This window comes from Mycolicibacterium tusciae, assembly GCF_002086795.1.
Taxonomy (GTDB): Bacteria; Actinomycetota; Actinomycetes; order Mycobacteriales; family Mycobacteriaceae; genus Mycobacterium; species Mycobacterium tusciae.
Genome location: NZ_MVIM01000009.1, coordinates 169,416 through 184,731, shown reverse-complemented (window position 1 = coordinate 184,731; position 15,316 = coordinate 169,416). Strand labels below are relative to the sequence as shown.

Annotated in this window: 16 protein-coding genes; 8 read left to right on the top strand and 8 right to left on the bottom strand. The window is 64.4% G+C overall.

Translation table 11 applies throughout. The features are described 5' to 3' along the window. Nucleotides 1-3: 3 nt before the first annotated feature. From BST47_RS18410 to BST47_RS18380, 7 genes are read left to right on the top strand one after another with little or no spacing between them, the layout of a single operon-like run. Nucleotides 4-1,203, top strand: a complete 1,200-nt coding sequence (locus BST47_RS18410; protein WP_083127052.1) for an acyl-CoA dehydrogenase family protein — start codon at nt 4-6, stop codon at nt 1,201-1,203. Beyond that, entirely contained in the window at nt 1,200-1,784 is a 585-nt protein-coding gene (locus BST47_RS18405) for an FAS1-like dehydratase domain-containing protein (protein ID WP_083127050.1), read from the top strand. Before BST47_RS18410 ends, BST47_RS18405 begins: the two co-directional genes overlap by 4 nt. After that, complete coding sequence (locus BST47_RS18400) at nt 1,784-2,194, top strand: Zn-ribbon domain-containing OB-fold protein (RefSeq protein WP_083127048.1); 411 nt, start codon at nt 1,784-1,786, stop codon at nt 2,192-2,194. Before BST47_RS18405 ends, BST47_RS18400 begins: the two co-directional genes overlap by 1 nt. Before the next feature lie 15 nt (nt 2,195-2,209). Continuing rightward, nucleotides 2,210-3,313 (top strand): acyl-CoA dehydrogenase family protein, encoded by a 1,104-nt coding sequence (locus BST47_RS18395; RefSeq protein WP_083127046.1) that lies wholly within the window; start codon nt 2,210-2,212, stop codon nt 3,311-3,313. Between the two features lie 12 nt (nt 3,314-3,325). Further along, nucleotides 3,326-3,793: a MaoC family dehydratase gene (locus tag BST47_RS18390; protein ID WP_083127044.1), complete on the top strand. Its 468-nt coding sequence runs from the start codon at nt 3,326-3,328 to the stop codon at nt 3,791-3,793. Next, on the top strand, nt 3,790-4,956 hold the full coding sequence (locus BST47_RS18385) for a lipid-transfer protein (protein ID WP_083127043.1): 1,167 nt from the start codon (nt 3,790-3,792) through the stop codon (nt 4,954-4,956). The genes BST47_RS18390 and BST47_RS18385 overlap by 4 nt, the downstream gene beginning before the upstream one ends. 10 nt (nt 4,957-4,966) lie before the next feature. Further along, nucleotides 4,967-5,569: a TetR/AcrR family transcriptional regulator gene (locus BST47_RS18380; RefSeq protein WP_083127041.1), complete on the top strand. Its 603-nt coding sequence runs from the start codon at nt 4,967-4,969 to the stop codon at nt 5,567-5,569. Between the two features lie 38 nt (nt 5,570-5,607). Here BST47_RS18380 and nagA read toward each other — a convergent pair whose 3' ends face one another. From nagA to BST47_RS18365, 3 genes are read right to left on the bottom strand one after another with little or no spacing between them, the layout of a single operon-like run. Next, nucleotides 5,608-6,753, bottom strand: a complete 1,146-nt coding sequence (nagA, locus tag BST47_RS18375; protein ID WP_083127039.1) for an N-acetylglucosamine-6-phosphate deacetylase — start codon at nt 6,751-6,753, stop codon at nt 5,608-5,610. Next, entirely contained in the window at nt 6,754-7,539 is a 786-nt protein-coding gene (nagB, locus tag BST47_RS18370) for a glucosamine-6-phosphate deaminase (RefSeq protein WP_083127038.1), read from the bottom strand. After that, complete coding sequence (locus BST47_RS18365; protein ID WP_083127036.1) at nt 7,540-8,010, bottom strand: PTS sugar transporter subunit IIA; 471 nt, start codon at nt 8,008-8,010, stop codon at nt 7,540-7,542. It lies immediately after the preceding gene. A gap of 134 nt (nt 8,011-8,144) precedes the next feature. Between BST47_RS18365 and BST47_RS18360 the strand changes: the two genes are divergently transcribed. Next, nucleotides 8,145-9,719, top strand: coding sequence for a PTS transporter subunit EIIC (locus BST47_RS18360; protein WP_083127034.1), 1,575 nt, complete (start codon nt 8,145-8,147; stop codon nt 9,717-9,719). A gap of 13 nt (nt 9,720-9,732) precedes the next feature. On the opposite strand, the gene BST47_RS18355 is transcribed toward BST47_RS18360, so the two are convergent. From BST47_RS18355 to BST47_RS18335, 5 genes are all read right to left on the bottom strand, one after another. Continuing rightward, nucleotides 9,733-10,671, bottom strand: a complete 939-nt coding sequence (locus BST47_RS18355; protein ID WP_083127032.1) for a TIGR03619 family F420-dependent LLM class oxidoreductase — start codon at nt 10,669-10,671, stop codon at nt 9,733-9,735. A gap of 295 nt (nt 10,672-10,966) precedes the next feature. Beyond that, entirely contained in the window at nt 10,967-11,923 is a 957-nt protein-coding gene (locus BST47_RS18350; RefSeq protein WP_083127108.1) for an LLM class flavin-dependent oxidoreductase, read from the bottom strand. 5 nt (nt 11,924-11,928) lie between these two features. Next, entirely contained in the window at nt 11,929-12,756 is an 828-nt protein-coding gene (locus BST47_RS18345; protein ID WP_083127030.1) for an SDR family NAD(P)-dependent oxidoreductase, read from the bottom strand. A 124-nt stretch (nt 12,757-12,880) separates the two neighbouring features. Continuing rightward, a complete protein-coding gene (locus tag BST47_RS18340) occupies nt 12,881-14,497 on the bottom strand; it encodes an FAD-binding protein (protein WP_420094045.1) in 1,617 nt (538 codons plus the stop codon). Beyond that, on the bottom strand, nt 14,443-15,306 hold the full coding sequence (locus tag BST47_RS18335) for an SDR family NAD(P)-dependent oxidoreductase (protein ID WP_083127107.1): 864 nt from the start codon (nt 15,304-15,306) through the stop codon (nt 14,443-14,445). Before BST47_RS18335 ends, BST47_RS18340 begins: the two co-directional genes overlap by 55 nt. Nucleotides 15,307-15,316: the final 10 nt, after the last annotated feature.

Here is a 15,316-nt window from a genome sequence, read left to right as displayed (position 1 = left end):
GCCGTGCATCTGGATTTCACGCCGGAACAGAAGGAACTGCGCGCCGAGATCCGGGCGTCGCTCGAGGTCGTGATGAACCCCGAGCGCATCGCGGCGGTGGCTGGCCGTATGGAGGGTGGCGACGCCGTCAAGGAATGCGTGCGGGCGCTCGGTGCGGCGAACCTGCTCGGCGTCGGCTGGCCCAAAGAATACGGAGGACGGGGCTTTACCGCACTGGAGCAGTTCATCTTCTTCGAGGAGGCGCAACGGGTCAGTGCGCCCATTCCGCTGGTGACACTGAACACCGTGGGACCCACGCTGGCATCGTGCGGCACCGACGAGCAGAAGCAGAAATTCCTGCCAGGAATCCTCGACGGCACGGTGGAGTTCGCGATCGGCTATTCGGAGCCGTCCGCGGGCAGCGATCTGGCGTCATTGCGCACCACTGCCGTGCGCGACGGCCACGACTATGTGATCAACGGTGCGAAGATGTTCACCAGCGGTGCGGCGTACGCAGACTACATCTGGCTCGCGGCGCGCACCGATCCCACCGTCAAGAAGCACAAGGGCATCTCGATCTTCATCGTGCCGACGTCGTCACCTGGATTCTCGTGGAAGCCGTTGCACACGATGCCGGGCGTGTCCACCTTCTACACGTTCTATGACGATGTCCGTGTACCCGAAGACTCGATCGTCGCCGGTGAGAACGAAGGGTGGCGATTGATCACCACGCAGCTGAACTTCGAACGCGCAGCGCTGGGCAATATGGGTGCGCTCGAGCCGTTGTTCGAGAAGACGTTGCACTGGGCTCAGACCACCGAGGTCGACGGCGGGCGGGTGATCGACCAGCCATGGGTACGGCTGGCGCTGGCTCGCGTCGAGGCGCAGGTCGCGGCCTACAAGATCATGAATCTTCAGGTCAACGCGGCTATGACCAAGGGGGCCCTCGGCATGGGCGAGGCATCCGCCGTCAAAGTGTTCGGTACCGAGTTGACGCAGGAAGTGGCCCGCGAACTGCTCGAGGTCCTCGACGGCAATGGGATCCGTAAGGGCGAGGACGCCCCGCTGCGCGGTGCGCTTGAAACGGCGTACCGGATCGCGGTGATCAACACGTTCGGTGGTGGCGCCAACGAGCTCCAACGCGACATCATCGCCATGGCAGGACTTTTCATGCCACGCGCACCACGCGACCTTCGGGCCAACCAGAATGGGGATGCCAAATGACCGACAACCGGGAGCCGAGTGCCTCTCCTTTCCGCGAGAAGCTCGACGCGCTGATCGGGCAGCCGACCGGCGGCTCCGGAAAGCCCACACTCGCACCTGATCCGGTGAATCAGCCCATGATCCGGCACTGGGCGCATGCCCTCGATGACATGAATCCCGTATACCTCGACGCCGAGTTCGCGGCCAAGTCGAGGTTCGGTGGCATCGTGTCGCCGCCGGTCATGCTGCAGACGTGGACGATGCCGGCTCCCAAGATCGAGGGCATCGCCGAACGCGGCGGCGTTCCGATGGAAATGGGCCACAACCCGGCGGCCTTCATCGAGGAGGCCGGGTTTACCGGCATCGTCGCGACCAATTCGGAGTTCGACATCGAACGCTATCCCCGCCTCGGCGACGTCATATCCGTGACGCAGGTCTTCGAAGAGATCTCCGACGAGAAGAAGACCGCCCTGGGCGCCGGTCATTTCATCACGTGGTTATCCACCTACACAGACCAGGATGGTGAAGTGCTTGGCAGACAACGCTTCCGGGTCTTCCGATTCAAGGGCAGCGGCGCACCGGCCGGAACGGCTGGAGACTGATGGCGACACGACTCGCACCGACGATCAGTCCCGACAACCAGTTCTTCTGGGATGGGCTCCGTGATCACAAGCTGCTGATCCAGCGATGCACAGGCTGTCAGGCATTGCGCCAGCCCGCACGCCCGATGTGTCCGGGATGCAACTCATTGGAATGGGACACTGTCGAATCCTCGGGCCGCGGCACCGTTTACAGCTACGTGATGCCGCAGCATCCGCCGATGCCGCTGATGGAGTATCCGTACATCGTCGTGCTCGTCGAACTCGATGAAGGTGTGCGGCTGGTATCCAACCTGTGCGAGATCGCTCCTGACGATGTCCGAGTCGGTATGCCGATCGAAGTCATCTATCAGACGTTCGACACGCTCGGCGACAGCCAACTCGTCCTACACCAATTCCGTCCGGCACGGTAGACGGGTCGCCGGCACATGGACTTCACATTCACCGAAGAACAGGAGACGATCGCGAAGGTCGCGCGTCAATTGTTCGAACACCGTTCCACACCAACACGTCTGACTGAACTGGAAGCCGGCGACGTTCGCTACGACGCGGCACTGTGGCAAGAGCTTGCGAAAGCGGACCTGCTGGGAATTGCGTTGCCCGAGGACGTCGGAGGGACAGGGCACGGCTTCCTCGAATTGGCGCTGCTGCTCGCCGAACTGGGCGCCAGCGTCGCGCCCGTACCCCTTTACGCCACCCTGCTCCTCGGCGCTGACACCATCGCACGGTACGGCGACGCCAGCCAGCGCAGACACTACCTACGCGACGTAGTCACCGGCGAGCGCATACTGACCGCCGCAGTGGCCGAGCCTGCGCGTTCCGATCCGACCGCACCGGCAACATCCGCACGTCGCGACGGCGATGGGTGGCGGCTGGACGGCAGCAAGGAGCTGGTGCCAGCGGCTCAGCTCGCGCAAACGATCCTGATCCCGGCCACGATCGACGGAGAAAACGCCGGCGTCTTCCTACTCGACGCGAATGCCGGCGGCGTCGAGATCCGACCGGTGGATACCACCAACGGTGAGCCGTATGCGGATGTGTTTCTCGATGGTGCAAGGGTTGTGGATGATGGCTGCCTGGCCGGTGATGGCCGCGAGATCGTCGAGTCGATGCACACCCGCGGGCTGGTCGGCTTGTGCGCGATTCAACTCGGGGTGACAGAGCGCGCGTTGCGCATGGCGGCGTCCTACACCACGGAGCGCGAGCAGTTCGGCCGCCCGATCGGAAGCTTCCAGGCGGTACAACAGCGCATGGCCGACGCCTTCATCGATGTCGAGGCCATCCGCTGGACGACGTGGCAGGCGGCCTGGCTGCTTGGCGAGGGACGACAGGCGGTCCGTGAGGCGAGCATCGCGAAATTCTGGGCGGCAGAGGCGGGTGCACGGGTCGTGGCAACCGCCCAGCAGGTGCACGGTGGGATCGGCATCGACACCACTTATCCGTTGTTCCGTTACTTCCTGTGGGCCAAGCACAACGAGCTCACACTCGGTTCGGCCACCCAGCAGCTGGCGCGCCTCGGCGCTGCGTACTGACGAAGGAGATCCATGACTACGGTGAATTCTCGGCGATCCCGCACCACCTTGGACTGGCGTGACATCAACTCCGGCGACGAGGTCACACCGATGGAGGTCCCGGTCACCGCGACGGTAATCGTCGCGGGGGCGATCGCCTCTCGTGACTTCATGCCGGTGCACCACGATCCCGAGTTCGCGAAGCAGCAGGGATCGCCGAACATGTTCATGAACATCCTGACCACCAACGGGTTGTGCACGAAGTTCCTCACCGACTGGGCGGGACCCGAAGCGATGGTCAAGAAACTGTCGATCCGATTGGGCGTACCGTCGTTCCCCAACGATCCGCTTCGCTTCACCGGCACGGTGACCGGCACGTCCGCGGGCGCCGAGGGCGAGGGCTTGGTCGAGATCGCGTTCAAGGGATCGAACAGTCTCGGTGACCACGTGTCCGGAATGGCGACGCTCAGCCTGCTCGAGAATCGGGTCGGCGAGCAATGAGCCTGAGCGGGAAGGCTGCGATCGCCGGAATCGGGCAGACCGAGTTTTCGAAGGAATCCGGCCGAAGCGAACTCCAACTTGCTTGTGAGGCAGTCAAAGCCGCGATCGATGACGCTGGCCTACGGCCCAGTGGCATCGACGGCATGGTCACGTTCACGATGGACTCGAGTGACGAGATCGATATCGCTCGCAACGTCGGGATCGGCGATCTCACCTTTTTCAGCAGGGTGCATCATGGCGGCGGCGCGGCGGCAGGCACCGTCGTGCAAGCTGCGATGGCAGTGGCGACCGGTACCGCCGATGCCGTCGTATGCTATCGAGCATTCAACGAACGCTCGGGATTCCGTTTTGGTGGTGCGACTTCGAGGCCCACTGCCGAGACGCCGATGTTCATGGCGAACTACGCACCGTTCGGATTGTTGACGCCCGCGGCCTGGGTGGCTTTGCACGCCCAGCGGTATATGTCGACCTACGGGGTCACCAACGCAGACTTCGGCAGGATCTCCGTGGTCGACCGTGCCCATGCGGCGCGCAACCCCGATGCGTGGTTCTACGAGCGGCCGATCACGATCGAGGATCACCAGAGCTCGCGGTGGGTCATAGAACCCGTTCTGCGGCTTCTCGATTGTTGTCAGGAGAGTGACGGTGGCGTCGCTTTGGTCGTCACCACCGCCGAGCGGGCGCGCGACCTTCCGCGTCCACCCGCCGTGATCACCGCCGCGGTGCAAGGCGCCGCGGCGGATGGCGAAATGATGACGAGCTACTACCGCAATGACATCACCGGTCTTCCTGAGATGGGTGTCGTCGCCGAAAAGCTCTGGCGAGACTCGGGGCTCAAGCCCACCGACATACAAACGGCGTTCCTATATGACCACTTCACGCCGTTCGTATTCGCCCAACTCGAAGAACTGGGCTTCTGCGGTCGCGGCGAAGCGAAAGACTTCGTCACCGTGGATCGCCTCTCGCTCGGTGGCGAATTGCCGATCAACACCAACGGCGGGCTGCTCGGCGAGGCATACATCCACGGGATGAACGGAATTACCGAAGGTGTCCGGCAGGTGCGCGGAACCTCTCACAACCAGGTCGAAGACGTTCACAACGTCTTGGTGACATCGGGAACGGGCGTGCCCACCAGCGCGCTGATACTGTCGCCGGCCGATTGATACAGCTGCCGTGACCACCGAGACGACAGCGACCGACACGCGCGAGCTCATCATCGAGTCTGCGTTCGACTGTTTCCGTCGGCATGGCCTGGACAAGACGACCGTCGTCGACATAGCGCGCACGGCCGATGTCTCGCGAAGCACCGTCTATGAATACTTCCGCGACAAGGCCGCCATCGTCGAGGCCTGCGCAGAGGGTGCCTCACAGAAGTTCTACCGCGAGATGGCCACCGCAATGCGCAAGGGCGCGACGCTCGAGGAACAGCTGGTTCTCGCAGGAGTTTTCGTCACCAATGCCCGGCGGTTCATCGAGCCAGAGGACTATTTCGACGTCGACGAGGTGAGCCTGCTGCTGACGAAGAATGCCGCAGTCCTTCTACGTGAATGCACCGAGTTTCTTGCGCCGTATCTCGCCGCGGCAAAACTCACCGGCGAGGTGCGCAAAGATCTCGACGTTGCCGCCGCAGGCGAATGGTATGCACGGATGCTCTTCTCGTTGTTCAGCACTCCGTCGTCTACGTTGAACATGGACGACGCCAAGGTCGTCGCCGAGTTCATCCGATCGCATGCTGTACGGGGCTTCGCACCACAGCCTCGGATTCGCCGAGTGTGAAACTACTGCGAGGAGCAGCGCAAAATCTCGCGCAGTGGCTACACGTTCGGCGTAAGCACCCACGCCCCCTGGCGCAACACCCCGGTCACCGCGAGGTCGGTGTCGAGGACCACCAGATCGGCGGTGCCCCCGGCAAAGAGTCCCGTGGCAGGAAGACCAAGCGCGCGGGCCGGGTTGATCGACGCTTGACGTACCGCAGCGATCAGCGCCCCGTCGCGGTCGAGCCCGCTGTGCTTCACGGCGAATCTGAACTGGTGATCCATGGTCGCCGTACTGCCCGCGATGGTCTGTGTTCCGGCCACACGCGCCACTCGGTCCACGACCTCCACCGCGAGCGAACCGAGATGATATGTGCCGTCACTCATTCCGGCTGCTGAGATCGCATCGGTGATCAAGGACACCCGGTCTGGTCCCGTGCTTCGCGAGACATGGCGGTAAAGCGCAGGATCGACGTGCACACCGTCGGTGATCAGTTCGACCGTGACGCGGGGATCTTCCAGAAGCGCGATAACCGGGCCGGGCTCACGGGTGTTGATCGGACGCATCGCGTTGAATAGGTGCGTGGCCACCGTCGCACCCGCCGCGATCGCTGCGCGGGTCTGGTCGTAGGTCGCTTCGGTGTGCCCCACCGCGGCCACCACGCCCCTGTCGACGATCCGCTCGATCGCCGCGAGTGCCCCATGGCGTTCCGGTGCGATGGTGATCATGCGTACGGTCCCCGCGGCGGCCTCCAGCACACGGTCGATCTCGGCAGGGTCGGGGTCGCGCATCAGGGCGGGTTGATGTGCACCGCACCGCACCGTCGAGAGCCAAGGACCCTCGAGGTGAATCCCGTCGAGCAAGCCGTCACGAACATCAGCTGCCAATCCGGTTACCTGATGCAGTAAGTCATCGGGGGCGGCGGTGACCAACGACGCGACCAACGACGTGGTGCCGTGCCTACGGTGGAAGTCGACGGCCGTTGACGTATCGGTGCGCGCGGCCGTAGAGAAATTCGTCCCTCCCCCACCGTGGACGTGCGTGTCGACGAACCCCGGCACCACAGTCACGCCGCCGAGAGCGCCGTCTGCTACACGCGGTGGGGCTCCGGCACCGACCGCATCGATACGGTCACCGGATATCTCAATCCATCCGGGCCGCAACAACTCTCGTCCTGTTAACAGGGTGTCGGCCGTCAGTAGCACTCAGATGCCCTGCCATTCGGGTTTGGAACGGTATGTCTCGCGGTAGTAGTCGACGAGCTGCAGCCGTTGGGCCGCCGCCCCGTCCAACAGCACCGTGACATGCGGGTGGAGCTGCAATATCGTCGCGGGCCACATCGCGCTGACCGGGCCCTCGACGAGCTGATGCACGGCTTCTGCCTTCTGCCGGCCCGTCGCCACCAGAATCAGGTGACTGGCCTCCAATATGGTGGCCAGCCCCTGCGTGAGGCAGTGGGTCGGCACCGCGTCGACATCACCGCCGAAAAAGCGGGCATTGTCAACCCGGGTCTGTCTGGTCAGCGTCTTGATACGGGTGCGTGATCCCAACGAGGAACCGGGCTCGTTGAAGGCGATGTGCCCATCCGTGCCGATGCCGAGGATCTGCAGATCGACACCGCCGGCGTCGCGGATGGCGGCCTCGTACTCCGCGCATGCGGCGGGGATGTCGGCGGCGAGCCCATCGGGTCCTTGGACCGCACCGGGGGCGAAGTCGACTTTGCAGACGAAGACTTCGTCAATGACATTGCGATAGCGCTGCGGATGCTCGGCGGGCAGGCCGACGTACTCGTCGAGTGTGAAGCCGCGTGCTCCACGGAAGGAGACCGTTCCGCTGTCGCAGCGACGCGCGAGCTCGTCGTAGATCGCCAGCGGCGATGATCCGGTGGCCAGCCCGAGGACTGCCTCCGGTTTTCGATCGAGCAGCGCAGCCACCGCGTCGGCACCGACGGCGCCGATCTCGGCGGCATCCTGCAGGATGATGACTTCCATCTATTTGTTCGCAATGAAAAGTTTTGCGCCGGAGGGAATCTGCGCGCCCTCAAGGACCGCTTCGGCAGGAACTATATTGTCCGGTTCGCGTTCGTCCATCACGACGACGGGGACGATCGGATTGAGTCCTTTCGCCACGACCGACGCGACGTCATAGGTGATGACCACCTGGCCGGCGGTGACACTGTCACCTTGGCTCAGATGGGCCGTGAAGCCGTCACCCTTCAGCTGAACGGTGTCCAGGCCGAGGTGGACCAGCACGCCGACGTTGTCCGGGGTCATGACGACGTAGGCGTGCGGCATCAGTTTGAGCAGTCTCCCGCTGACCGGCGCGACCGCCTCGATCATCTCGTGCGGAGGGTCGACAGCTGCGCCGTGGCCCACCATGCCTGCCGAGAACACCGGATCGGGCACCTCGGTGAGCGGAACTGCACGGCCGCCGACCGGCGCGAAGACCTGAGTCGTACCCACGTCGAGACTCCTTCTGCTCGTGCGCACCAACAATACGAGCGTGCCGGAAAGAGAGGCTGGACTTCGGCGTTTCCTCTAAGCTTCCGCTGAGCTTCGACGGCTTACGCGATTGGGGCAGAGGAGGTCTGAACTAGATGAGCGACACATCGAAACCCGCCGGTACACAGGCGAAGTCGGGTCTTCGCTTCCCGGGATTTGCGCAGTTGCAGCGCCTGGGCAAGAGCCTGATGCTGCCGATCGCGGTCCTGCCCGCGGCAGGCATCCTGCTCCGGCTCGGTCAGCCCGACCTGCTGGGCCGAATCGAAACCCCCGTCATCGGCGACTTCTTCAAGGCCATGAGCGCGGCGGGCGATGCCCTCTTCAGCAACCTGCCGCTGCTGTTCGCCGTGGGTGTGGCGATCGGTTTCGCCAGGAAAGCCGACGGTTCCACTGCACTGTCGGCCGTCGTCGGCTACCTGGTGATGGAGGCGGTCTTCAAGACCATGTCACCAATCGTCCTGGCCGGTGAGCTCGACAAGGCGGGCGAGCAGGCCCAGATCAACTACAGCGTGTTCGCCGGCATCGTCATCGGCCTGGTGACGGCGTGGCTGTTCGACCGCTATCACACCATCCAGTTGCCGTCCTACCTCGGCTTCTTCGGCGGCAGGCGGTTCGTTCCGATCGTCGTGTCGCTGGCGAGCCTGTTCATCGCGTTCGCGATGAGCTACTTCTATCCGATCTTCGACGCGGGCCTTACCAGTCTCGGCGAGTTCATCGGCGGTGCGGGCGCGCTCGGCGCGTTTGTGTACGGGTTCGCCAACCGGATGCTGATCCCGTTCGGCCTGCACCACATCCCGAACTCGTATATCTGGTTCCTCTACGGCGACTACCAACCGCCCGGCGGTGAAGCCGTCACCGGCGAATTGACCCGGTTCGCCGCGGGTGATCCGAGCGCGGGGATCCTCACCTCGGGCTTCTACCCCATTCTGATGTTCGGGCTGCCCGCCGCGGCGCTGGCGATGATCCACGTCGCGAACAAGAAGCAACGCAAGCTCGCGGTCGGAATCCTGGCTGCGGCCGCACTGACCGCGTTCCTGACCGGCGTGACCGAACCGCTCGAGTTCGCGTTCATGTTCGTGGCGTTCCCGCTCTACATCATTCACGCGGTACTCACCGGGCTGTCGCTGGCCATCGCCTACCTGCTCGACATACACCTGGGCTTCTCGTTCTCAGCCGGACTGATCGACCTGCTGCTGTACGGCACCGCGCCGGCGGCGAAGAACATCCCACTGCTGATCGCCATGGGCGTGGTCTTCTTCGTCATCTACTACCTGTTGTTTCGGTTCGCGATCACGAAGTGGAACCTGGCTACACCGGGCCGCGAACCCGAGGGCGAGTTCGAGGCGGAGGAACAGGCCAACCTCGGCGAGGGTGCCGATGCGTCGACTGCGGTGTCGGCAGGTAGCGCGACCGCCACGCTCGCCGCACCCACCAGAACGGACAGCAAGGCCGAGCAGGTGATCGCGGCGTTCGGCGGACGGGAGAACCTCGTCAACGTGGACGCCTGCATCACCCGCCTGCGCGTGGACGTGTCCGACAAGGACAAGGTGGACCAAGCCCGTCTGAAGAGCCTTGGCGCGGCGGGCGTCATCGAGGTCGGCAACAGTGTCCAGGCGGTGTTCGGCACCGACGCCGAGGCGCTGAAGAATGACATCAAAGAGATTCTCTGAACCCGTCGGTCGCCTAGCGCGTCACGTCCCGGAACGCCTCGACGAGTGGGGTGAGGACCTCGACCGCCCGGTCATGGTCCACGGTCAGCGATGCCGGGAAGCGGATATCGGTGACGCCGGCTTCGACAAGTGCTGGAACTCCGGCCACCGACGCCGCGTAATCGAACGCTCCATTGTCGGCCTTCACCGCGCGGGTGACGCCCTGCACCTGCAGATCGGTGGGATCACCGCCGAACTCGACCACCTTGTCCTTCATCGCGGCGATCGCACCGGGGAGGTCGGTGTATGCCGAACCCCATGGGATCCAGCCACTTCCGAAGCGAGCGATCCTGCGCGCCACCGCGTTGTTGACGGTGCCACTGATCCATACCGGCACGCCGCCGGGTTGCACCGGCTTGGGCATCTGGTGAATGCCATTGAAGGTCAGGTCGGCGGATTCATAGGACGCCCGCTGCTGTGTCCAAAGCGTCTGACATACGTCGAGTGTGTGGTTGAGTAGCCGTCCACGGTCCTCGAAGGGCAATCCGACGGCTTCATACTCTTCACGCTGCCAACCGACTCCGACTCCCAGATCGACGCGGCCTTCAGACAACACATCGAGCGTGGCGAGTTGCTTGGCCAGGACTGCGGGCCGTCGCAATGCGGCCAGCAGGACCGCGGTGCCCAACCTGATGCGCGTGGTCGTGGCGGCGATCGCCGTCAGAACGGTCAGCGGTTCGAGCCAGGCGCCGTCGGGGCCGGTCGGCTGCCGTCCGCCTGCCTGCCCACCAATCGACGGATCTGCATACGCCTCGAGATTCTCGCCGAACACCAGGTGATCGGATACAACAAGCCGGTCTACCCCCGCCACGTCCATCGAGCGGGCCAGATTCAGCGTCGCACGCCAGTCGTGCTGCGGCGCGTCGGTGAAAGTCGTCAGATACAGCGAGAGTTCAGGCTTGCGCGTCGTCATCGTCTCTCCGATCCCTTTCCCCGTCGCTCCGCTCGCCCCGGTGGGCCATGGTGAACCCAACGGTCCCACACTGCCATCTCTGTAAGCCGCACGAGCGGACATCGCCCACGTCAGCGGAGCGTTTGAAATAGAACCACGCTTCGCGAACGCCACGAGCCCGGCTCGGACATATGCATGGGGCGCCAAGCTCGGAGCGACGATGTCGCTCATGTTCGCGGGTTGCGTAGCAGTACAGCGACAAAGTCGCTCATAGGTTGGCACCGAACGTACTTACCCTGGGACCGGCCCGAGCGCTCTAGCCCAGATCGGCGAAGCGTTTCAGGTAGGGCCACGCGATCTCCGGTGGCATCCCTCCGCACAAAGGTGAGAGGTTGATGACCTCACCGCCGGCGACGCGCGCGGCGGCCTCCTCCACCGACAGAATGATGTGTGTCCGGGACGACGCGCGCAGTTCGTCAATTGTCTTGGCGGTGGTGATGTTGGCGGACACCGTGTTGTCGGGATTCCACTCGGAATACGAGAGTGCATCGTGCAGCAGATACTTGCCGATCTCATCCCACGCCGCGTCGACGTCCTCGGCGACGAAGACATTGGTGGCGGTTTCTCGTTCGGGCAACACCATGAGCCCCGGCTCGTAACCGGATTCCCGACAAGCCTTTTCGTACGCCTCCTTCATCCCGGGGACCACACCGTTTGCCAACAGGCCGAGACCGTTGCGGCCCGCACGGCGTGCCGCCGCCAAGCTCGCACCGCCCCACATCATCATGGGTCCATCGGAGTTGCGAGGCTGGGGCGTAACCTTCATCCGTCGCCCTTCGTGGACGACTTCCTCGCCGGCGAGTAGCCGCCGCAGCTGGCCGAGCTTCTCATCCGCCAATCGCCCGCGATCGGACAACGAAAGACCGAAGTGGTCGAATTCCTCTTGCCGATAGCCGATTCCGAACACGTAACTCGCCCGGCCGCCGCTGATGTGGTCGAGTACCGATATGTCTTCAGCTAGGCGAGCGACATCGTAGAACGGCAGAATGATCACCAGGTTGAGCATCAGCTGTTCAGTGCGGGCGGCGATCGCCGACCCGAGAAGCAACGGCGAAGGCAGGTACCCGTCGTCGGCGCAGTGGTGCTCGCACAGCACCGCGGCCACACAGCCCCGCGTCTCCGCCCACTCGGACATCTCGCTGGCCGCCGCGTACAGCTTCGTCGCCGGCGCACCGAGAGACGGGGCCCGCATGTCGAAGCGAAGGGTGAACAGCGGCACTACTGATCTCCGTCCGATCCCATGGCTTGCGCCCCGGCCTGGATGACCATCTTGACGGCATCGTTTCGGCTGAGCCTCTTGAACACCTCTTCGGCCATTCGCATCATGTCCCCCACCATCAACGTGGGGCCGTTGGTCAGGTTGTCGAACGCTTCGTTGATGACGACCTCGGCCGGAATGGCGCCGGGCGGAACGTCATCGAGCGAGGCGATCTGCCCTCGGCTGTATTCGAGCTGGCGCAGTGCCGGGGTGTCGGTTTTGCCCAGCAGCAGGCACAGCACGTCGACACCCTTGTCGTGCAGCTCGGCCCACAGCCCTTCGGTGAAGACCATGTCGAACGCCTTGGTGCCACCGTAGGCGACCATGTTGGGCCCGCCGGCCAGCGCCGCACCGGAACTGAAGTTGACGATGCCGCCACGGCCGCGTTCGACCAATTTGCCGGCATAGTGATGGCACAACCGCATGAGCACCAGGCAGTTTCGTTGCAGCAGAGCCTCGGCTACAGATACCGGATTCGCCAAGAAGGGTTGGTAATTCGGGTCAGCGCCCGCGCAGTAGACGAGCATGCCGATGTCGAGATCCGCGGTCGCCTGGATGATCGTCTGCGCGGCATCGGGCTCGGTCAGGTCGACCGCGACCGTCTTGGTCGCCGAACTGGTGCGCTCGCCGATAACCGCGGCCACATCCTGCAGCACCTGCTCGCGGCGGGCGACAAGAACCACGTCCACACCCTCGCGCGCCAACCTCTCGGCGAACAGCGCGCCGCAGCCGTCGGACGCGCCCACGACAAGCGCCCACGGTCCGTATTTGTCGGCGAAATCACTCATGTCAGGCTCCTAATATGACGAGCCGCGCAGAGGTGAATTCTCGCTTGCTGAAAGGGCGGAAATCCGCTCGGCGGCAACATCTCTGCTGCGAGAATTGTGCAGCTCACTGATGGTACGGACTGAGTCATCCGACGGGGTCCGTGCGAGACATGTGCAGTGCGGCAAGGTGACTGAACAACAGTGACGCACCGATCGGATTGCCGCCGCCCGGATACGTCTCACCGGACACCGCTGCCATCGTGTTCCCCGCCGCATAGAGGCCCGGGATCGGCCGGCCATCGGCATCGAGCACACGCGCGTCGACGTCGGTGCGCAGTCCGCCCTTGGTGCCGAGGTCCGAGGTCCCGAACGCCGCCGCCCGGAACGGCGGTGTGTCAATCGGCACCAACGGTGACGCGCCTCCGGTGAAGGCCCGGTCGAACGATTCCCGGCCACGGCCGAAGTCCTCGTCTTCACCGCGCGCCGCGAGGACATTGAAACGACGGACCGTTTCGACCAAATTCACTTCCGGCACACCGATCTTGGCCGCAAGCTCCTCCATGGTGTCGGCCTGCACCCACAGCCCGGCCGACTCGTAATCGCTCGTCGGCGAGAACGAGACGTTGGTGGCCATCACCGGTGGTTGTTCACCGGCGCGGCTGTCGTAGACCATCCAGTACGGTGTGCCGACGGCGCCGTCGCGCATCGCGCTCAAGATCTCGCGGCCCAGCCTGTCGTAGGCCGCCGATTCGTTGACGAAGCGGCGGCCGGCCTTGTCGACGAAGATGCCTCCGGTGAAGCACAGCGCGAACGCCGCGCGACCATCGGGATGGATCAGCCCGGGCGACCACCACGCCTGGTCCATCAGGTCGGTGCTCGCGCCGACAGCGATCGCCGCCTTATGCGCCAAGCCCGTATTGCCGGGTGCGCCCATCGTGCCGGATGCCGTTCCGGGAACGCCATATTCGGCTCGCATGTCGGCGTTCTGCTCGAATCCACCCGCGGCCAGCAGGACACCCCGGCGCGCCCTGATCATGCGGCGCTCCCCTTCGCATTCGACGACCCCGCCGGTCACTCGGCCGTCCTCGACGATCAGCTCGACGAGGCTGGTGTTCAGATACGCCGCCACGGCGGGATTGTCGGCCATCGCGGACAGGAAGCGACCGATCACCGCTCGCCCACCAGTCAGGAAGTCGGGCTGTGGCTCGCCGAGACGTTCGTGGTCCAGCGGACCACGGACCTTACCCTGGAATCGCCCGAGGCGTTCGCCGGGCAGTCCCTTGCAGACAGTGTGGCGCATGCCGTCATTGCGCGCCCCGGGGACCGAACTGTAGTAGTCCGGCCATGGCAGGATCTTGAACGCGAAATGGTCGTCCTGCTCGAGGTATTCGATCAGTGCGGCTCCGCCGCGCACATACGTCTCCTGGAGTTCGGCGGGCGTGCGGTCGCCGACGACGCTGCGGTAGTAGCGCAGGGCTTCGTCGATGGTGTCGTCGCTGCCCGCACGGACCAACACGGGGTTGCACGGGTACCACATCCCGCCGCCCCCGGAGTAAGCGAACGTTCCGCCGAACTGATCCGTGGCTTCGACGATCGCCACCGAAAGTCCCTCGCGGGCAGCGGTGTACGCACCCGCCAGGGCACCGGCGCTGCCGGCCACCAGGACATCGACAGTTTCATCGCTATCGGAAGCAACAGAAGATGTGGTCACAAGTTCCTCGATCTGTTGACGAAGCGGCCTTCTCGTGGCGAGAAAAGCCATCCGCCACCGGCTTTGGTCCCGCCGTCGACGGGAATGTTGTGGCCGGTGACGAAAGCCGACTGATCCGATGCCAGGAACAGCGCCACGCGGGCCTGGTCCGCCGGCCATCCGACCCGGCCGACGGGCGCCCACGACGCCCATAGTTCGTCGACGTCCTCGTAGCCGGTCAGGTAGTCGACCTGCGGCGTCTGCGCGAGGTCGGTGGCGATGCCGTTGACGCGGATGCCGTGGCGACCGAGATCCACGGCCAGACATGTGGTGAAGTGCGCGGCCGCTGCCTTCATCGCCCCGTACACCGGATCCTTTGGATAGCCCCGCATGCCCTCCACCGAATGCACGGTGACGATGCTGCCGCGGTGGGCGTCGATCATCGACGGGACGAAAGCCCTTGTGACGGCGAAGACGTGGCGCAGATTGATGTCGTACTGCTGCTGCCACGACTCCGGCGTCGACCGGTGGAACGGCACCAGGGGCCGGTAATCGCCGACGTTGTTCACCAGCACGTCGATCCGGTCGTGTTCAGCGAGGACAGCCTCGGCCAGGCGGGTGACATCGTCGTCCACGGTGACATCGACGACATGGCAGCGGATTGATCCACCGGCGCCGGACACCTCGTCGCGAATTCGGTTGGCGCGTTCCCGGTCGACCTCGGCGACCTCGACGTGGGCACCGTGCTCGGCGAACAGCCGGGCGATGCCGGCGCCGATACCGTCGCCACCACCCGTGACGACCGCGACGCGGCCGTCGAGGAGCCGATTCCAATTGCCGATAGGCGGTATGCCGTCATCCGGCGAGCCGGAGACTCCCATCCCGCCACCG